The 19,697-nt window shown below is 66.7% G+C and carries 15 protein-coding genes and 1 tRNA gene; 12 read left to right on the top strand and 4 right to left on the bottom strand.

What is annotated here, in order from left to right:
- Window positions 1-30: 30 nt before the first annotated feature.
- The 6 genes from ACVOLJ_RS11130 (at window position 31) to ACVOLJ_RS11105 (ending at window position 4,485) form a co-directional block, all read left to right on the top strand.
- On the top strand, window positions 31-1,431 hold the full coding sequence (locus tag ACVOLJ_RS11130) for a PhoH family protein (protein ID WP_475278131.1): 1,401 nt from the start codon (window positions 31-33) through the stop codon (window positions 1,429-1,431).
- Entirely contained in the window at window positions 1,428-1,922 is a 495-nt protein-coding gene (locus tag ACVOLJ_RS11125) for a hypothetical protein (protein ID WP_475278129.1), read from the top strand. The genes ACVOLJ_RS11130 and ACVOLJ_RS11125 overlap by 4 nt, the downstream gene beginning before the upstream one ends.
- Window positions 1,923-1,931: 9 nt before the next feature.
- On the top strand, window positions 1,932-2,600 hold the full coding sequence (locus tag ACVOLJ_RS11120) for a YoaK family protein (RefSeq protein WP_481564132.1): 669 nt from the start codon (window positions 1,932-1,934) through the stop codon (window positions 2,598-2,600).
- An 85-nt stretch (window positions 2,601-2,685) separates the two neighbouring features.
- On the top strand, window positions 2,686-3,495 hold the full coding sequence (gene thiD, locus ACVOLJ_RS11115; protein ID WP_481564131.1) for a bifunctional hydroxymethylpyrimidine kinase/phosphomethylpyrimidine kinase: 810 nt from the start codon (window positions 2,686-2,688) through the stop codon (window positions 3,493-3,495).
- The gene (locus tag ACVOLJ_RS11110; RefSeq protein WP_475278126.1) at window positions 3,492-4,418 is read left to right on the top strand and encodes an alpha/beta hydrolase family protein; all 927 of its coding nucleotides are present in this window, start codon (window positions 3,492-3,494) and stop codon (window positions 4,416-4,418) included. Before thiD ends, ACVOLJ_RS11110 begins: the two co-directional genes overlap by 4 nt.
- Window positions 4,409-4,485, top strand: a tRNA-Arg gene (locus tag ACVOLJ_RS11105). The genes ACVOLJ_RS11110 and ACVOLJ_RS11105 overlap by 10 nt, the downstream gene beginning before the upstream one ends.
- A 663-nt stretch (window positions 4,486-5,148) precedes the next feature.
- Here the strand turns inward: ACVOLJ_RS11105 and ACVOLJ_RS11100 are convergent.
- Window positions 5,149-6,069 carry a LysR family transcriptional regulator gene (locus tag ACVOLJ_RS11100; RefSeq protein WP_481564130.1) on the bottom strand — a complete coding sequence of 307 codons (921 nt, stop codon included), beginning with the start codon at window positions 6,067-6,069 and terminating at the stop codon, window positions 5,149-5,151.
- A gap of 140 nt (window positions 6,070-6,209) precedes the next feature.
- Here ACVOLJ_RS11100 and ACVOLJ_RS11095 point away from each other — a divergent pair, with 140 nt between their 5' ends.
- A complete protein-coding gene (locus ACVOLJ_RS11095; protein WP_481564129.1) occupies window positions 6,210-6,911 on the top strand; it encodes a pirin family protein in 702 nt (233 codons plus the stop codon).
- A gap of 82 nt (window positions 6,912-6,993) precedes the next feature.
- On the opposite strand, the gene ACVOLJ_RS11090 is transcribed toward ACVOLJ_RS11095, so the two are convergent.
- Window positions 6,994-9,183 carry a TonB-dependent siderophore receptor gene (locus ACVOLJ_RS11090; RefSeq protein WP_475278123.1) on the bottom strand — a complete coding sequence of 730 codons (2,190 nt, stop codon included), beginning with the start codon at window positions 9,181-9,183 and terminating at the stop codon, window positions 6,994-6,996.
- 132 nt (window positions 9,184-9,315) lie between these two features.
- A complete protein-coding gene (locus ACVOLJ_RS11085; protein WP_481564139.1) occupies window positions 9,316-9,957 on the bottom strand; it encodes an alpha/beta hydrolase in 642 nt (213 codons plus the stop codon).
- Window positions 9,958-10,239: 282 nt separating this feature from the next.
- Here ACVOLJ_RS11085 and ACVOLJ_RS11080 point away from each other — a divergent pair, with 282 nt between their 5' ends.
- On the top strand, window positions 10,240-11,379 hold the full coding sequence (locus ACVOLJ_RS11080) for an MFS transporter (RefSeq protein WP_481564128.1): 1,140 nt from the start codon (window positions 10,240-10,242) through the stop codon (window positions 11,377-11,379).
- A gap of 66 nt (window positions 11,380-11,445) precedes the next feature.
- Here ACVOLJ_RS11080 and ACVOLJ_RS11075 read toward each other — a convergent pair whose 3' ends face one another.
- The gene (locus ACVOLJ_RS11075) at window positions 11,446-12,564 is read right to left on the bottom strand and encodes an alpha/beta fold hydrolase (protein WP_475278120.1); all 1,119 of its coding nucleotides are present in this window, start codon (window positions 12,562-12,564) and stop codon (window positions 11,446-11,448) included.
- Window positions 12,565-12,747: 183 nt separating this feature from the next.
- On the opposite strand from ACVOLJ_RS11075, the gene ACVOLJ_RS11070 reads away from it, so the two are divergent.
- The 4 genes from ACVOLJ_RS11070 (at window position 12,748) to ACVOLJ_RS11055 (ending at window position 19,636) form a co-directional block, all read left to right on the top strand.
- Window positions 12,748-14,094, top strand: coding sequence for a c-type cytochrome (locus ACVOLJ_RS11070; RefSeq protein WP_481564138.1), 1,347 nt, complete (start codon window positions 12,748-12,750; stop codon window positions 14,092-14,094).
- Window positions 14,091-15,017 (top strand): c-type cytochrome, encoded by a 927-nt coding sequence (locus ACVOLJ_RS11065; RefSeq protein ID WP_481564127.1) that lies wholly within the window; start codon window positions 14,091-14,093, stop codon window positions 15,015-15,017. Before ACVOLJ_RS11070 ends, ACVOLJ_RS11065 begins: the two co-directional genes overlap by 4 nt.
- Before the next feature lie 118 nt (window positions 15,018-15,135).
- Complete coding sequence (locus ACVOLJ_RS11060) at window positions 15,136-17,514, top strand: TonB-dependent receptor (RefSeq protein WP_481564126.1); 2,379 nt, start codon at window positions 15,136-15,138, stop codon at window positions 17,512-17,514.
- Between the two features lie 10 nt (window positions 17,515-17,524).
- A complete protein-coding gene (locus tag ACVOLJ_RS11055) occupies window positions 17,525-19,636 on the top strand; it encodes a phosphocholine-specific phospholipase C (protein WP_481564125.1) in 2,112 nt (703 codons plus the stop codon).
- The last annotated feature ends 61 nt before the right edge of the window (window positions 19,637-19,697 follow it).

The following is a 19,697-nucleotide window of genomic DNA, read 5'->3' as shown; positions in this document are numbered from 1 at the left end:
TTTTTCCCTGCCCGTAACCAGGAATCGACGATGACCCGAGGCAAGCGCATCTACGTGCTGGATACCAACGTGCTGATGCACGATCCCACCGCGCTGTTCAAATTCGAGGAGCACGACGTCTACCTGCCCATGCAGGTGATCGAGGAGTTGGACAACGGCAAGAAGGGCACCACCGAGGCGAGCCGCAATGCGCGCCAGGTCAGCCGCTTCCTCAACGAACTGGTGCAGGCCTCGGGCCTGGACAACCTGGGCGAAGGCATTCCGCTGCAACGCCCGCAGGGCCTGCAGCTGCGCGGCAAGCAGAGCGTCGGCAAGCTGCGTTTCCAGACCAGCCATTTCGACGCCGGAAAGAGCTTTGGCAAGGTCATCCCGGACAACGCCATCCTCGGTGCGATCCTGGCGTTGAAGGAAGAGACGCCGGAAATTCCGGTGGTGTTCGTTTCCAAGGACATCAACCTGCGGATCAAGGCGGCCATCGCCGGGATCGTCTCGGAAGATTACGAAAACGATCGCGCACTGGATGATTTCAGCCTGCTCTACACCGGCGCCACCGAGCTGCCGGAGGACTTCTGGAAGCGCCATGGCGAAGATCTGCGCAGCTGGAGCGACAAGGGCCGCACGCATTACGAAATCCTGGCCCAGGACGGCGAAGACTGGTACCCCAACCAGTACGTCTACCTGCCGGGCGAAGACGAAGTGGAACTGCGCGTCAGCCGCGTGGTCGGCGATGGCAAGATCGTGCTCTCGCTGGTCGATGACTTCCGCCACGGCAGCCATGCCGTGTGGGGCATCAGCGCGCGCAACCGCGAGCAGAATTTCGCGCTCAACGCACTGATGGACCCGGAGATCGACTTCGTCACCCTGCTCGGCACCGCCGGTACCGGCAAGACCCTGCTGGCGCTGGCCGCGGGCCTGGCACAGACGATGGACCAGCAGCGCTACCGCGAGATCATCATGACCCGCGCCACGGTCAGCGTTGGCGAGGACATCGGCTTCCTGCCCGGCACCGAGGAAGAAAAGATGACGCCGTGGATGGGCGCATTGACCGACAACCTGGAAGTGCTGACCCACAACCAGGAAGGCGGCACCTGGGGTCGCGCGGCCACCAACGACCTGCTCGCCAGCAGGATCAAGATCCGCTCGATGAACTTCATGCGCGGCCGTACCTTCTTGTCGCGTTACCTGATCCTGGACGAGGCGCAGAACCTCACGCCCAAGCAGATGAAGACGCTGATCACCCGTGCCGGCCCCGGCACCAAGATCGTCTGCCTGGGCAACGTCGAACAGATCGATACCCCGTACCTGACCGAGACCACCTCGGGCCTGACCTACGCGGTGGACCGTTTCAAGAACTGGCCACACAGCGCGCACATCACCCTGCGTCGCGGCGAGCGCTCGCGGTTGGCCGATTACGCTTCGGAGGTGTTGTGAACCGTTGCATCCGTCTGCTGCCACTGGCGGCCGCTGCCCTGCTCGGTGCCTGCGCGACCACGCAGGGACCGGCCAGCGTGCCGACCGTCGAACGCACCGGCCAATCCTGGGTGGTCACCCGCCCGATCATCGCCGCGCAGGTGCTCGACACCTGCTCGCGGCCCAGTCCCGGCCGCGAGGCCGGGCGGGTCAGCGGCTACTGGGCCCCCAGCCGCGCGCAGGTGGACCAGCTGGAAGCAAAACTGCCCGTGCTGGAACCGCAGGTGCCGCGCGTACTGGATTTCGATCGCCAGTACGTCGGCATCGAGCTGGACCGGAAACAGGTGATCTACATCAACGCCTTCCACCTCCCCGAGGACAACAGCCTTCGCCCTGCCCGCGAAGCGGTGCGCGTCTGTGATGGTGGCGCGCAGTTCTGGGGCGCGGTATTCGATCCGGCCAGCGGGACGTTCAGCGAGCTGCAGTTCAACGGCGGCTTCGGCGGGCCCTGAGGGCCTGCCATGGGAATCCGCCTGCCCACCTGGGTCTGGATCGGCGCGGTCGCGCTGTCCTGCGTGGCCGGCATGGTCAACGTGGTGGGCTTCCTGGGTTTTGAACACCAGGCCGTCAGCCACCTGACCGGCAGCACCAGCCAGCTCGGCATGGCGCTGGCACAAGGCGACTGGCGCGCGGTGGGCCACCTGTGGGGGCTGCTGATTGCATTCTCGCTGGGCGCCATGCTCAGTGGGCTGCTGATCCAGGACAGCGCCCTGCAGCTGGGTCGCCGCTATGGCATCGCATTGGCACTGGAATCGGCGCTGCTGCTGGCGGCAATTCCACTGTTCAAGCAGCATCAGATCTGGGGCGCGTTGTCGGCGGCGATGGCCTGCGGCCTGCAGAACGCGATGGCCACCACGTTCAGTGGCGCGGTGGTGCGTACCACTCACCTCAGCGGCATGTTCACCGACCTTGGCATCGGCCTGGGCCATCTGCTGCGCGGGCTGCCGCTGCAGGTCCGCCGACTGACGCTGAGCGGCCTCATCATCAGCGGCTTCCTGGGCGGCGGCGTCATCGGTGCCTGGCTGTTCGTTCGATGGCACTACGATGCCCTGCTTGCCCCCGCCCTGCTGACCGGCCTGACCGGCCTGGGTTATGTGCTCTACCAGCAGTGGGCGCGTTGGCGGCATTGAAGCACGCCGCAGCCACGAGTCTTTTCGGGTTGCCGGCCCGCGGCCGGCACTACCCCATGCCAGGGCAGCGCGGCACAATCACCGCATGAGCCCCACCACTCCCGTTTCCGCCCTGACCATCGCCGGCTCCGATTCCGGCGGCGGCGCCGGCATCCAGGCTGACCTGAAGACCTTCGCCGCGCACCGCGTGCACGGCCTGTCGGTGATCGCCGCACTGACAGCGCAGAACACCCGCGGGGTCACCGCCGTGCACGTGCCGCCGATCGACTTCCTGCGTGCACAGCTGGAGGCCTGCTTCGGCGACTTCGACATCCATGCGGTGAAGCTGGGCATGCTGGCCAACGCCGATGTGATCCATGCCGTGGCCGACGCCCTGCAGCGCCATCGTCCGGCACATGTGGTGCTCGATCCGGTGATGGTCGCCACCAGCGGTGCGCGCCTGCTGGAAGACAGCGCACTGAAGGCGATGCGCGAACGACTGCTGCCGCTGGCCACGCTGGTCACACCCAATGCACCGGAAGCGGAACTGCTGGTGGGCCGCAAGGTATGCAACGGCGACGATGCCGAACAGGCCGCCGCCGCCCTGCTCGATCTGGGTGCGGGCGCGGTGCTGTTGAAAGGCGGCCACCTGCACGAAGGCAACCGTGTGATCGATCGCTACTTCGACGGTGTCAGCAACGAAGAATTCATCCACGCCCGACTGCCACTGGATGCACATGGCACAGGTTGCACGCTGGCTGCAGCGATCGCCGCGCAGCTGTGCAACGGGCTGAGCCTGGCCAATGCCTGCGAAGCGGGCATCGACTACGTCGCGCGCGGCCTGCAGCAGGGCTACGCGCCTGGCCGCAGCGAGGTGCTGGTACTGGATCACTTCGGCGCTGCACCGCACGTATGACCTGCACACCGCGCACATTGGCCGTTGAGAGCGGCGATGGCCACCGCTTCGAGGTGATCGCCTGCGTACCTGTGCAGCCTGTGGCCCGGCTGCTGTGGCTGCCCGCGCTGGGCGTGGCTGCACGGCACTACCTGCCGCTGGCGCAGGCGCTGTCGGCCAGGGGCGTGGCGGTCTATCTGCATGAGTGGCGTGGCAATGGCAGCAGTTCGCTGCGCCCTTCGCGCGCGGAGGATTGGGGCTACCGCGAAATCCTCGAACAGGATCTGCCGGTCAGCCAGGCCGTGCTGGCAGCCGCTGATGCCGAACACGGCACGCAGCCCTGGATCATCGGCGGTCACAGCCTGGGCGGGCAGCTGGCCTGCGTGCATGCGGGACGCCAGCCGGGTGCGTTCGCGCGCCTTTGGCTGGCTGCCAGCGGCACGCCGTTCTGGCGCGCGTTCCCGCCGCCACGTGGCTGGTTGCTGCCGTTGTTCTATCGCTTCCTGCCCTGGATCGCCCGACGCCAGGGCGTGCTGCACGGTCGCCGGCTGGGCTTCGGGGGCACCGAGGCACGCGGACTCATCGCCGACTGGGCACGGGTGGGCCTGAACAACCATTACGCCGCCGCCGGCATGGACGAAGACCTGGAAGCACAGATGTCGCGGATCCACGGCAGCGCGCAGGCCGTGCTGATGGAAAACGATTGGCTGGCGCCCGTCGCCTCGATGCAGGGATTGCTGGCGAAGCTGCCGAATGTGGCCTCACAGTTGCGCGTGCTGTCTGCGCAGGAGCTGGGCGTGCGTGCCGATCACTTCGCCTGGATGAAAGCACCACAGGCCGTGGCCGACGTATTTTTCATTCAGTTGCATGAAAATTTTCACAAAGGCGTTGACGAAGCGCGCCGACATCCGCATAATTCCGCTCCTGTCGCAGGGCGCCCGTAGCTCAGTTGGATAGAGTACCTGGCTACGAACCAGGCGGTCGGGAGTTCGAATCTCTCCGGGCGCACCATTACACCGAAACAGCAGGCCTCGGCCTGCTGTTTTTTTTGTGTTTTTCGGCAGGGCTGCGCCCTGCACCCGCTACCAGCTGGAGCAACAGCAACTGCAGAAGCTGGTGTTCCGTGGGATGGCGGGGCGGCGTCGGAGTGCGGGGACGCCGCAAGTACATCCTTGTAGGCTTGGCAGCCGCATCCATGCGGCTGACACCCCGCACTCCGACACCGCCCCACCTCTGACAGATTCCCGCGATCTGGTAGATCCACGCCATGCGTGGATGAATCCATCGGAATCGAATATTTCGACAATTGAACAAAGAGCATCCACGCATGGCGTGGATCCACATGTCGACCAAGGTCGACACCCACCAACAGCCGCGGAGATCTGTCGAAGGCGGGGGGGGGGGGGGGGGGGGGGGGGGCGGGCGCGGGGGGGGGCCGGGGGAGGCCCCCCGGGCCGGGGGAGGGGGGGCCGCGGCCCCCCGGCCCCCCGCCCCCGCCCCCCCCCCCCCCCCCGCCGGCGGCCGGCCGGGCGCCCCCCGCGCCCCCCCCCGCCCCCCCCCCCCCCCCCCCCCCCCCCCCCCCCCCCCGCCTCCCCACAGCAAACCAGCTTTTGCTTCGGCTTTTGCTTCGGCTTCGGCTTCGGCAGGTGCAGGGCGCAGCCCTGCCGAACACCCCTATCCCTCTGCCATCGCCTGCCACCACTGCGCCAGCAGCTCCGGCCGGCGCAGCCGCTCGCGCCACCAGCGCAGCGCCGCACCATCCTCGCCGGTGCGCCAGGCCAGCCAGAAAGTCTCCTCCGGCTTGTGTTCCTCCACCTCGCGGATCACCAGCTGGCCGCGTGCCACCGCCGCCCGCGCGCAGGGTTCAGGCAGGAAACCGAACCCCAATCCCTGGCATTGCAGCTTCAGTTTGCTGGCCATGTCCGGCACGGTCAGCGTCTCCTGCCCCATCAACAGGCCCACCGTGCGCGGCAGCAGACGCCGCGCCGAGTCGGACACGGCGATCGCGCAGTACGCTGACAACTGCTCGCGCCCCAATACCCCCGGCACCGATGCCAGCGGATGATCAGGCGCCACCGCGAACACGAAACCCACGCTGCCCAGCGGCTCGACCACATACCCACCACCGCTGGGGCCCTCGCCCGGCGCGCCCACCAGCAGGTCGGCACGGCGGTCCAGCAGCGCCTCCCAGGTACCGGACAGGGCTTCGCCGAACAGGCGCAGGCGGGTGGGCGCGGCCACCTCGCGGAATGCGGCGATATCCGGCCCCAGCAGCCAGGTCGGGAACACGGAATCGACCGCCAGGGTCAGCTCCGCCTCCCAGCCGGATGCGACCCGCCGCACCCGCAGCTCCAGTTCCCGCGCCGCCCGCAACAGGTGCCTGCCCTCTTCCAGCAGCGCGCGCCCGGCCTCGGTCGGCTCCGCCCTGGGCCCGACCCGGTCGAACAGCTGCACCCCCAGGTCTTCTTCCAGCTTGGCCACGGTGTAGGAAATGGTCGAAGGCACCTTGTGCAGGGCCTTGCCAGCGCCTGCGAACGAGCCGCGGCGGTCGATCGCATCCAGGATCTGCAGGGCGTCGAGACTGAGCTTGAGCATTCGAAAATTTCGATGATGACTGTCAAAACTATCCGTTTTTCAAACCCCGGGTGCAAGCGGATACTTCTCGTCAACGGGGAAACACAGCGGCTACCGGCCCGCCCCGCCCCATCGAAACCATCGAACAAGGAGATTCCATCATGCTGCAGATCCGCAAGAGCGCTACCCGTGGCCTGGCCGAGCATGGCTGGCTGTCCTCGCGCCATACCTTCTCGTTCGCCAGCTACTACGACCCGCGCTATGTGAGCTTCGGCCCGCTGCGGGTCATCAACGAAGACAAGGTGATCGGCGGCCAGGGCTTCGGCACCCACAGCCACAGCAACATGGAGATCGTTTCCTATGTGCTGGGTGGCGCGCTGGAGCACAAGGACTCGATGGGCACCGGCTCGGTGCTGCGCTATGGCGACGTACAGCGCATGAGCGCCGGCAGCGGTGTCAGCCACAGCGAGTTCAATCATTCGGCCGACGAGCCAGTGCACTTCCTGCAGATCTGGATCTTCCCGGATGCCGAAAACATCGCTCCATCGTACGAAGAGACCCACTTCGCACCGGAAACCAAGCGCAACCAGCTGCGCCTGATCGCCTCGCCGGACGGTGCCGACGGCTCGCTGCGCATCCACCAGGATGCACGCATCTTCGCCACCATCCTTGATGGCGAGCAGAAGCTGCACCATGCATTGGGCAGCGGGCGTGGCGCCTATGTGCAGGTTGCCCGTGGCCAGCTGCAGGTCAACGGCATCACCCTGGAAGCAGGTGACGCACTGCAGGTCAGCGACGAAGCGCAGCTGACCCTGGAAAACGGCAACGACGCCGAGGTGCTGGTGTTCGACCTGGCGCTGTAACGACAACGCCCGCGATGCTCTCGTGCATCGCGGGCGTATTTCTGTAGAGCCGGGCGTGGGCCCGGCGCTACCACCGCTGGCTTCAGAACTTGTACGTCATCGACAGCCGCACGTTGCGCGGCTCACCCCACGTGTAGGTGCTGTACCAGCTGAAGATCGTGTAATAGCGCTTGTCCAGCAGGTTGTTGACGTTGATCGTGGCCGACAGCCGGTCGTTGAACTGGTAGCGCGCCATCGCATCGAGCAGCCAGTAGGGCTGGGTGCGGTGGACTACCGATGCACCGCTGGCCGGATTGGTGATGTTGCCGAAGGTGGCATCCTGCCAGCGCGCGCCACCACCGAGGGTCAGCCCCTGCCAGTCACCGCGCAGGCGGTAGCTGGTGTGCAGGCTGAACTGGTTCTCCGGTTCCAGCGTGGACACCTTGGTGCCGGCCTGGCGCGCGATCTTGTGGGCGAAACCGCCCTGCACCTGCCAGCCTTCAGCCAGCTGCCCGGACAGCTCCAGTTCGTAGCCCTTGGTACGCACCCCCATCAACCCGCGATAGGCAATATCACCGGTCGGCGTCCTGCCACCGGTGGGCTCGGCGAAGTTGTCCTGGTCAAGCTGGAACAATGCCGCGCTGGCGTTGAAACGGCCATCGAGGAACTCCGCCTTCAGGCCCATCTCATAACTGCGACCTTCCAGCGGATCCAGCGTCCTGCCCTGCTCGTCGCGCTGGCCCTGCGGCTTGAAGATGGTGCTGTAGCTGGCATACACCGAGTAGTGCTCGCCCAGATCGTAGACCACACCGGCATAGGGTACGAACACACCTGTTTCGCGCGTTTCCGGCGAGCGATAGCTGGCCAGGCGGCTACCGACGATCACTTTCAATGGATCGGCCACGTCGAAGCGGCCGACCACGTACAGGCCGTTCTCGCGGGTGACTTCATTGTTGCCATAGCCACGCTGCCACTCCGGCTCGGGAATGTCGCCCTTCCAGCTGTAGTAGTCGGCAACGGCTGTCGGGTAGCCGGGCTGCGGCGAGTAGCCGGTGTTGGTCCAGCGCTTGCGCGAAGCACTGCCGCCCACCACCAGCTCATGCTGGCGCCCGAACAGGCCGAAGTTCCCGCTCAGGTAGAAATCGGCTGCGTTGCTGACGGTCCTGCCGACATACTTGCCCAGCCACAGCGACACGCCCTCACCCGTCATCGGGTCGGGGTTGCCACCGGCCGCGCCGGCCAGCGCGGCGTCGTAACCGTTGACCTGGTGGTTGAGCTGCAGCTTGGCCACCCAGTCGTTGTCGAAGGTATGTTCCAGCGTGGCAAAGCCGGTGCGTGTGTACTGCCGCCAGCCACTCCAGCGGGTGCCGTTGTTGAACGAGCGTGGCATGTCGTTGAAGTTGCCCTGGCTGTCCAGCAGCGGAATGCCGCCCCAGGTCGAGCCCTTCGGATCACTGTCCAGCACATCACCGCCCACGGTCAGCAGGGTGCGCTCGCCAAGATCGGCTTCCAGCACGGCATACCCCACCTTGCTGGTGCGCTGGTAGATATCGAGATTGGAATGCTTGTCCTGCCAGGCACCGACGGCACGGCCGCGCACGCGACCATCCGCAGTCAGCGGCCCACCCACGTCGACCTCGGCACGATAGTCGTCCCAGCGGCCAACGCCGAGCGTCGCACTGCCGGCAAATTCCCCGCCCGGCTTCTTGCGCACCAGGTTGATGGTCGCGCCCGGATCGCCCATGCCGGTCAGCAGGCCGGTCGCGCCCTTCAATACTTCGATGCGATCGTAGATCGCGGTATCGCTGAGCGTGTTGCCTGCCGAGTAGGCCGAGTCGCGCGACATCGGGATGCCGTCGTACTGGAAGTTCTGCACGGCAAAACCCCGTGCGTAGTACTCGGTACGCTCACTGTCGTAGGTGACGATGCTGATGCCGGGGGTCACCCGCATCACATCGTCGATGCCGTTCAGACCGAAATCGTCCATCTGCGCGCGGGTGATCACACTGATGGTCTGCGGCGTCTGCCGCGGCGTCAGCACCAGGCGGGTGGCCGTAGCAATGGTGCCCGGCGTGTAGGCGCCGCTGCCTTCGGTGATGGTACCCAGCTGGTTGGCGGTGACCTGCACGGTCTGCAGGGTCTGCGACGCGGCCTTGCCCTCTGCATCATCAGCACGGGTGGATTGCGCGGCGGCGGTGCCGCTGGCGACGAACGTGGCCAGCAACAGGCCATGGGCAAGCGCGGACGCCAGGGGGCGACGACGGGGAAGCGGGAAACGGAAAGACACAGGCACGACGGGACCTCCACGAAGCGGTGGGATCCTCTGGCGGCGGCTGGAGGGAAGCGGACGATGGCGGCCGGGGGCCGCAGGCGCAGGAGTTTACTCTCCCGCGCGCATGCTGTCGTGCGCCCCACTGGCGCAGGCTCAGCCGACGGCGGCTGCGGCTGCGGCCTCCAGGATCAGGCCAGCGACCTCGGCTGGCCTTGATGCCAACGAGGCATGGCTGGCGTCCAGCTCAAGCAGGCGCTTGGGCTGCAGGCGCGCGGCCATCGCCTTCTGGTTCTGCGGCGCGATCATCCGGTCATGGCTGGAAAGCTGGTACCAGCTGGGTTTCTGCCTCCATGCCGGTTCACTGATGGCATCACCGAAGGTGCTGGCCAAGGGAGCCTTCTGGGTCACCGCCATCACCCAGCCCTCCTCGGCACTGAGATCCTGGCAGAAGCTTTCGTGGAACTTGTCCGCGCGCAGCCACAGGTAGCCGTCGCTGTCGGGGACCAAATTGGGGGCGGCTTCGGGAAGATGCTGCTGGGTAATGCCGCCGGCGCTTTCGCCCTTGTCCGGCGCGAACGCGGCGATGTAGACCAGCCCCTGCACATTGGGCTCGTTGCCGGCCTCGGTGATCACCGCGCCGCCATACGAATGACCGACCGCAGCACCGGACCCTCGATCTGCCGGATCATCCGGCGCGTGCGCTCTGCATCGTTGACCAGCGAAGTCAGCGGCAACTCCACCGCCTTCACCTGGTCGTGGCCCTTGCGGTGCAGCTCCAGAATCACCTTGGCCCAGTGTGCGGCCCCGTCCCAGAATCCATGGACGAGGAGGATGGTCGGTGTACTGCTCATGCGCTGATCTCCGGCAACGGTGCGGCGGGATACCGACCGTGTGGCTACTCTGCGCAGGCAGCGTTAATCGGCGGTGAGGCTTGGGCGCCGAATCCAGCGCGGTGATTGATCACCGGCAACTGCAGGACGCTGCATTCGTATTCGCCGCTGGATGTCGCCCATGGCACTTGCCCAACACCCATGAAAACGTTTTCATGGCAATGAATTCCTGGAGTCTCCTTCGCGCATGACGCCTTCATCTCCACGTGCCCAGCAGCATGCCACCCGCGCCGCCTTCTTCATTCCCGGTTTCGCCACCGCTGCGTGGGCACCGATGGTGCCTTACGCCAAGGTAGAAGCCGGGCTGTCCGATGCCAGCCTCGGCGGGCTGCTGCTCTGCCTGGGCCTGGGTTCACTGCTGGCGATGCCGCTGGCAGGGGCGTTGACCGGACGTCTGGGCGCCCGCCGTTTGATGGTCATCACCACGGCGCTGATTCTGCTCAGCCTGCCCCTGCTTGCGTTGGCGCCCACCCCGCTGGCACTGGGGGCGACGCTGTTCGTGTTCGGTGCCGGCGTGGGCGCCATGGACTGCACGATGAACATGCAGGCGGTGGCTGTCGAACGCGACGCCGGTCGCCCGATGATGTCCGGTTTCCACGCGTTCTACAGCATCGGGGGTTTCGTGGGGGCCGGCTGCATGACCGGCCTGCTGATACTGGGCATGCCGCTGTGGTTGGCGTCGCTGATCGCTGTAGCGGCGATGCTGCTGGTCGCGCTGCTGTCGGCCCCCCACTGGCGCCCGCAGCGCATCCTGCACGACGGGCCGATGCTGGCCATGCCGCACGGCGTGGTGCTGTTCATCAGCGTGCTGGCCTTCGTGGTGTTCCTGGCTGAAGGCTCGATGCTGGACTGGAGCGCCGTGTTCCTGGCCGAAGTACGGCAGGTGCCGCGTGACCAGGCTGGTGCCGGCTTTGCGGTATTCACCCTGGCGATGACCGCGATGCGCCTGTTCGGCGATGGCATCGTCGAGCGTCTTGGCCGCACCCGCACCATCGTCCTGGGCGGCATCACGGCGGCCGCCGGTTTCGCACTGGCCACGCTGGTGCCGTCCTTCGCGGTGGCGCTGGCCGGCTATGTGCTGGTCGGCCTGGGGTGCGCCAACATCGTGCCGGCCCTGTTCTCGATGGCCGGCCAGCAGCGTGCGATGCCGGAGAGCATCGCCATCACCGCGGTAACCACGCTCGGCTATGCCGGCATCCTCGCCGGACCGGCCGCCATCGGCGCCCTCGCCCATGCCACCAGCCTGGGTTCGGCCTTCCTGTGCGTGGCGGTGCTGCTGCTGGGCGTAGCGGCCTCGGCGCGCGCACTGGCTCGACGCCTGCCATGACAAAAAGGGACGGAGCGGATCAAACCGTTTGTGCCTGAAACGACTTGATCCGCTTCGTCTCCCTCTTCAGCTGTGCGCCAGCCATGCCGCCTGCGCGGGCAGCTGCGGCGCCGGGCAGGCGGCCTTCGGGTGGTGTTCGTCGCGCGCCATCCAGTCATCGACCACGCCGGCCAGCAGATCAAGCCGCAGTGGCAGGGTGATGTGGTCTTCGCCGCGCATTTCGATGTAGTGCGCACGCGGATTGGCCTGCGCCAGCGCACGCCCCTGGCTGACCGGAATGTGCTGGTCGCCCTGCCCGTGCAGCAGCAGCACGCAGGCGCGGGTATCGGCCAGCGCGCGGGCGACGTCCACCTTGTCCAGGTCCACATCGATGCGACGGCTGGCCGCGGCAACCACCTGGTTGATGTCCTGACTGCCATAACGCCAACGCGCGTACGAAGCCACCGCCTGCGCCTTCAGGCCCTCCGGCTGCAGTGCCATCAGGTGCGGAATCATCGTGCGGATCGCCACGCCGGCGTTGGCGAACGATTCCATCGCCACCACGCCGGCCACCTGGTCGCCCAGCTTGTCGGCGGTGAACAGCGCGGTTGCCGCACCATAGGAAACTCCGAACAGGTACAGCGGGCCGGTCACTTCACCGCGTGCGCGCAGCTCGGCAATGACATCCACCACATCGTCCGATTCATAGGTGCCGTAGCCGGAAGGACCGGCGCCGGATTGGCCATGGTTGCGCAGGTCGAGGGTGACCACGCGGTAACCGGATCCGGCCAGCTGCAACGACCACGGCAGCATCGAATCGCCGTTCATCATCCAGCCGTGCAACAGCACCACCGTGCCACGCGGTGCCTGCGCACGGAAAGGTTGCGGCAACGCCAGGCTCAGGCCGGTATCCAGCGGCCGTCCGTTTTCGTGGCGCTGGGGCAGGTAGCGATAGCGCGCGCCGTAGTCGCCGGGATCGAACGCGCGCCAGAAGATCGGCACACCGTCGCGCCCCGGGGCGAAGCCATGACGGTTGGGCAGTTCGGCGATGGCCGCGGCGATACGCGGCTGGTCAAGCAGGGTCGACACGCCACCTGGCGCGATCAGGCGATCGCTGAGCGAGGTGGACAAGGCAGTCATCGAAGACGAGCATGCAGCCAGCCACAGGCCGGCGCACGCCAGCAAAAGCAGCAGCACGCGCTTCATGGGCATTCAAGGGGGATATGCGACAACGCCGCAGATTAGCGGCCGCCTCGGCGCCCATCTATCGCAACCACATGACGGGTTGATGACAGCGCAGGATCGATTCAGTTTGTCACAATGGCGCGATCGACCTCGGCATTGATCCGGATCAATGAACACGCCGGTGTGTTTGCGCACAGTGCGCGCATGCGTACCTCGTTCAAGCTCGCCATTGCCCTGGCCGCCGCCCTGGCCGCCGCCTACGGCATCGCCCGCAGTACCCCGTACTGGTTCGCTCCCCGGCAGCCGGCCCAGGTCGACATCCACGACCCGGCGCTGATCGCGCAGGGGCAGTACCTGTCCCGCGCGGCCGATTGCGCGGCCTGCCACACCGCGCCGGGCGGCAAGCCGTTCGCCGGTGGTCTCGGCATGCAGACGCCGATGGGCACGCTGTATTCGACCAACATCACCCCCGATCCCGGCACCGGCATCGGTGCATACGAGTACGCCGATTTCGAGCGCGCGGTGCGGCGTGGCATCCGCCACGATGGCCAGCCGCTGTATCCGGCCATGCCCTATGCCTCCTACGTGATCGCCAGCGATGCGGAGATCAAAGCGCTGTACGCCTATTTCATGGGCGCGGTGGAACCGGTCAGGCAGGACAACGCAGACAGCACCATCCCCTGGCCGGCAAACATGCGTTGGCCATTGGCCTGGTGGCAGCTGCTGTTTGCCCGCCCGCGCAGTTTCGTGGCCGATCCGGCGCTGGATGCGGGGCAGCAACGGGGCGCCGAGCTGGTCGAAGGCCTGGCCCACTGCGGTGCGTGCCATACCCCGCGCGGGCTGGCCTTCCAGGAAAAAGCGATGGCCGATGATGGCAGCCGCCAGTTCCTGTCCGGCTCGGTGCTGGAGGGCTGGTATGCGAAGAACCTGCGCAGCGAAGCCACCGGCCTGGCCAGCTGGAGCGAAGGCGAGATCGTCGATTTCCTGCGCACCGGGCGAACCGATCGCTCCGCAGCCTTCGGCGGCATGGCCGATGTGGTCGAACACAGCACGCAGTACCTGAGCGACGCCGATCTGCTGGCGATGGCGCGCTACCTGAAGCAGTTGCCGGCACGCGAAGGCCGCAGCGCACAGTGGACGCCCGGCAGCGACACCACCACCGCCGCACTGCGCAGTGGCGACTACCGGGTCGCTGGATCGCTGGCCTACGCCGAACACTGCCAGGCCTGCCACCGCGCCGATGGCCGTGGCATGCCACGGATCTACCCTGCCCTGGCCGGCAACTCGATCGTGTTTGCCGACGATCCCAGTTCGCTGGTGCAGGTCACATTGATCGGCGGGCGCACACCGCATACCGCACATGACCGCATGGCGTTCACCATGCCCGGCTTCGAGCAGCTGCCCAACGCGCAGCTGGCCGACATTCTCACCTTCATCCGCAGCAGTTGGGGCAACCAGGCCAGCGCAGTGTCTGAAGTGGAGGTGGCACGCATGCGCCGGGTGGTCCGTGACAAACCGGTGCACAGCGTTCCGCAGGAGGCCGTGCGATGAGGCGTTCGAAGAAACACCCGCGTTGGCTGCTGACGACCACCGTCGTGGCAGTGCTGATGGCCGGTGCCGGCATGCTGGCGTACGCGCACCTGCATCCCGATCTGGACGCTGCTTCCGCTCAGACACTCGATATCCTCGACGCGCATGGACAGGTCGTGGGCCAGTACCACCTGCCCAGCGCCGAGGAAATCGCCAGCCTCGGCAATGCCGATTCGGTGATGTACGGCCGGCGCCTGCTCAACGAAACCGCGCGGCTGCTGCCGGACAACGTCGGCAACGATCTGAACTGCAACTCCTGCCACATGGCCGAGGGCAAGCGCCCGTTCGGCAATCATTATCTCAACACCGGGGGTGGCAGCTACCCGCGTTACATGCCGCGCCCAGGCAAGGAGATCGGCCTGACCGAACGCATCAACGGCTGCCTGCAGCGATCGATGAACGGCAAACCGCTGGCCAAGGACGCGCCGGAGATGCGCGCGATGCTGGAATACATGGCATGGCTGAGCCGGCCGGTACCTGACGGGGCGCGCGTGGCTGCGCCCAGTGAAGGCCCGATCGACAGCACATTGACCCCGGACCCGGTGCGCGGACAGGCGCTGTATGCCGCCCAGTGCGCTGCCTGCCACGGCGACAACGGTGAAGGCCGGCGCGATGCCAGCGGTGATATCGCGTTCCCGCCGTTGTGGGGCGAGCGCAGCTTCAACATCGGTGCCGGCATGGCACGGCTGTACAAGGCGGCCGGCTTCGTCAAGCACAACATGCCGCCAGCTGCGAGCCGTGAACCGCCACTGGGCCAGCAGGTGATGCCCGACCAGGATGCGGTGGACATCGCCAGCTACTTCATCAACCAGCCACGCCCGGATTTCGCCGGCAAGGCCAAGGACTGGCCACGCGACCCCAAACCGAAGGACGCGCGCTACTGAGCATTGCGGCCAACAGTGCCGGTCATCACGCAACACACGACCTGCATCTGCGCGTCACCGCCATGTCATCGGCACTGCCGACACTGCCGGACTTTCCTCTCCTGAAGGTCCGGTTTCGATGCGAACGATTGCGCGCTTTCCCCGTGTCTCGCTGCTTGCCCTGCTGATCGCCCCCGCACTGGACGCCTTGGCCGAAGCACCGCAGGGCGAGGCCGCCGATACGCGCAGCGCCGATGCCCGCACCCTCGACCAGGTACAGGTGATCGGCCAGGCCACCAGCTATGCCAAGACGTCGGTGAGCCAGGAAACACTGAAGCGCCAGACCGTGCTGAGCAGTGTCAACGGCGCGCTCAACGAAGTGCCCGGGGTGGTGGTCAGCGAGGCAGACGCCACCGGTTCCTCGGTGTGGGGTACGCAGATCAGCATGCGCGGCTTTGTCACCAACCGCGATACGCAGCAGATCGGTACCACCATCGACGGCCTGCCCAATGGCGGCTCGGGTTACGGCGGCGGCTCGCTGGCCAACCGCTACATCGACACCCTGGACCTGGAAACGGTGGAAGTCAGCCAGGGCACGGCCGATATCTCCTCGCGCTCGAACGAGGCGCTCGGCGGCACCCTGAACTTCCTCACCAGCGACCCGCTGCAGGACAGCCGCCTGCGCATGGTGGTCGGTGCCGGCGACAACGACGCCCGCAAGTACTACGTGCGCTACGACACCGGGCTTCTCGGTGGCCACACCCGCGCCTGGATCAGCGCCTCGTCGGCACGCGTGCATGACTGGATCGATGGCACCGGGCACACCAGCAACGATCACATCGCCGCCAAGTTCATCACCGAACTGGACCGCTGGACGCTGACCGGTTACCTGTCCTACAACGATGCCGACGAACCCGAATACACCAGCGTCTCGCCCAAGGGCTTTGCCACCGATCCCGATCACGATGCCCTGGTCGGTACGCTGACCGGCGTCCCCTACCTGGACCAGAACTATCGCTCGGGTTCGCGCGCACTGCGCGAGAACACCTTCGGTTACCTGCGTGCGGCCTTCGACGGCGGCAATGGATTCAAGGCCTCGATGGCCGCCTACGGCCATCGCATGCAGGGCCGCGGCGACTGGTTGCCGCCCTACCTTGCCGATGTCAGCGACGACGGCGCCGGCCGCCCGCAATCGGAGTATCTCGGCGGCAAGACCGTCTACGGTGGCAGCAACCGCGGCCAGATCTATTTCGTCAATCCCGATGGCAGCAGCGCGCAGCGCCTGGCCAGCTGCACGCCGCGATTGGGCTTCACTGCCGAGTACGACCCCAACTGCTATGCAGGCAACGTGCAGGGTGCGCAGTCGTATCGCCACACGCACTATGACAACGACCGCGTTGGCGTCACCGCCGATGTCGAATGGCGCCAGACCTTCGGCAGCATCGACAACACCGTGCGTGGTGGCCTGTGGGTGGAGAAGCTCGACCGTTCGGCGCGACGCGACTGGCATCGCCTGCTGAACGTGGGCCAGAGCATTGCCTTCGACCACCAACCGTACTGGGTCCAGTTCGAGGACAAGTACAAGGTCGACGAGCAGATGTACTACGTCGAGGACGTGGCCCGTTTCGGCCCGTTCAGCGCGCGCGTGGGCGTCAAGCAGTTCTTCGTCGACCAATCGCGCCGCCGTGTGATCGGCGCCAGCGAAAGCGTGAAGTCCGATTCGAAGTCCGATCCGCTGCTGTCCACCGGCTTCACCTGGGCGCCGGGCGTGGAAGGCATGGAGCTGTTTGCCGGCTACTCGCAGAACTTCGCCGCCATTCCCTCCGGCGTTCTCGGCGAAACCGATCCGCAGCGCTTCCGCAACGTGGAACCGGAAACCGCCGACAACATCGAGCTGGGCATGCGCATCAGCCGCTGGCCGCTGACGGCTTCGGTGACGCTGTACAACATCAAGTTCGACAACCGCATCGTCTACCTGCCCGCGGGCCTGGTCAGCGGCATCGACTACCTGGGCGAAACCGATGGCGTCTACGAGAATTTCGGCGGCGTGGAGAGCAACGGCCTGGAAGCGGCCTTCGGCTACGGCTGGGACAACGGTTGGCGGATCAACAGTGCCTACACCTACAACCGTTCCAAATACCTGGGCAGCGGCAATGATGCGCGCGACGCGCAGCTGGGCATCGTCGACGGCGCCAAGGTGATCGGCCAGCCCGAGCAGATCCTGGTGGTGTCAGCCGACTGGCAGGGCGAGAACTGGAACTTTGGCCTGTCCGGCCGTTACCTGGGCACGCGCTACCTGGATGCGGCCAACGTCAACAAACTGCCCTCGGCCACCGTGTTCAATGCCAACCTCGGCTTCGACCTGCAGGGCCTGTCACCGCGCCTGAAGGGCATGGGTGCCAACCTGGTGGTGAGCAACCTGACCAACAAGCGCTATCTTGCAGGTGTGGACGGGCGTGACAACGCCTTCATCGGCGCCCCGCGCACCGTCGGCATCTCCTTCCGCGTGGACTTGTGAGTGTGACCCTGTGACCGATCCCGGCCGACGCCGACTGTTGCAGGCCGGCGTTGCCGCCGGCCTTTCGCCACTGCTGCCCAGCATCGCCCGGGCAGCAGCGATCGCCCCCGCTGCGCACACCCGCAGCCTGCAGGACCTGCAGCACATCGTGGTGTTCATGCAGGAGAACCGCTCATTCGACCACTACTTCGGCACCCTGCCCGGGGTACGTGGCTTCGGTGATCGTTTCGTGGTTCCCGCATCGCCCCTGGCTGGGGCCGATGCGGCGCGCAGCGTGTGGCTGCAGCCAGACGCCAGTGGCAGCCGGGCCATTGCGCCGTTCCCGCTGGATACCGCCGCGCACTTCGGCTACATGCGGGTGGAAGGTACGCCGCACACCTGGCCCGACGCGCAGCAGGCCTGGGACCACGGACGCATGGCGCAGTGGCCGAAGGCCAAGCAGAACCATTCGATGGGCTATTTCCAGCGCAGCGACATGCCGTTCCAGTTCGCTCTCGCCGATGCGTTCACGATCTGCGATGCCTACCACTGCGCCATGCAGGCCGGCACCAATCCCAATCGCGTGTTCCTGTGGACCGGTCACAACGATGCCGCGGCACGCGCGGGCGGGCCGGTCATCGCCAATTCGCACGACAATTTCCCCGAGCACGGGGGCCATCCGGACTCGTACCGCTGGGCCAGCTACGTTGAACGCCTGCAGCAGGCCGGCGTGTCCTGGCAGATCTACCAGGACATGGCTGACAACTTCACCGACAACCCGCTGGCCGGCTTCGAGACCTTCCGCCAGGCCTATCGCGGCGAGCCGGGGCATGACCAGCACCTGCGCGAGCGCGGTGTCAGCACCCGTGGCCTGGCACAACTGCGCGACGATGCGATCAGCGGGCGGCTGCCACAGGTCAGCTTCATCATCGCCGATGCTGCCGGCAGCGAGCATCCCGGCCCATCCAGCCCCGCGCAGGGTGCGGCCTATACCGCGCGCGTGCTCGATGCGCTGACCGCAGACCCGGACGTCTGGAGCCGCACGGCGCTGCTGCTGATGTTCGATGAGAACGATGGCTTTTTCGACCATGTGCCACCACCGGCGCCGCCCTCGCCGCTCGGCCAGGGCTGGGCTGGCGCGTCCGCGATCAGCACCGGCGGCGAGTACCACCTGCACCCGGCACCGGGCGACGAGAAATACGATGCCGCCGAGCTGCGCGGACGCCCCTATGGGCTTGGCCCGCGCGTGCCGCTGTACGTGATCTCGCCATGGAGCCGCGGCGGTTGGGTCGATTCGCATGTCTACGACCACACCTCGGTACTGCGGCTGATTGAACGTCGCTTCGGCGTGGCCGCCCCGGACATCTCGCCCTGGCGGCGTGCGGTCTGTGGCGACCTTGTCGACGCCTTCGACTTCGCCCAGCGTGACACGCGCCCATTCGCCAAGGCGCTGCCGGATGTCACCGCCATCGCCGCCCGCGCCGCCGCCCTGCCGGGCCGTACGGTGCCTGCCCTGCCGGAGAGCCTGCAGGCGGCACGCCAGGAGGCGGGGGTACGGCCGGCACGACCATTGCCCTATCGCCCGCACGTGCAGGCCAGCACGGTCGACGGCGACGGCATCACCCTGCAGCTGTCCTGCGAAGGCGCCGCGGCGGTCCTGCATGTCTATGACCGCCTGCGGCTGGATGCCATCCCGCGCCGCTACACCGTGCTGCCAGGCACACCGCTGCAGGACCGTTGGCCAGTGGACGCGCAGGGCCACTACGATCTCTGGGTGCTGGGGCCGAACGGCTTCCATCGGCACTTCCAGGGCAGCACCCGTGCACCGCTGCCGCTGCAGGCACGGGTGGAACGCAGCGACGGACGACTGCGCCTGCTGCTGCGCAACCCGGGCGATACCGCGCAGGCACTGCAGATCGCGCCCGGTGCCTACGATGGCCACATGCCCGAACGTGAACTGTCATTGCCGGCACGTGCCGAGACCGTTGTGGCCTGGGACGCCGGCCCCACTGCCGGCTGGTACGACCTGCGGCTGCAGGCCGGCAACGCCCGGCAACGGCTGGCTGGGCGCGCCGAGGATGGCCGGCCCGGTACCAGCGATCCGGCGATGGGCAGCGAACCGCTCCGTTTCGATCACGATTGAGCGATCAGCGGCAGAACCGGGCCCACGCCCGGATGCATCCTGAAAAAAGCGCCGCCGGGCA

The organism is Stenotrophomonas sp. STEN046, assembly GCF_056759755.1.
The sequence above is the reverse complement of the archived record's forward strand: the minus strand, read 5'-3'. Positions and strand labels throughout refer to the sequence as shown.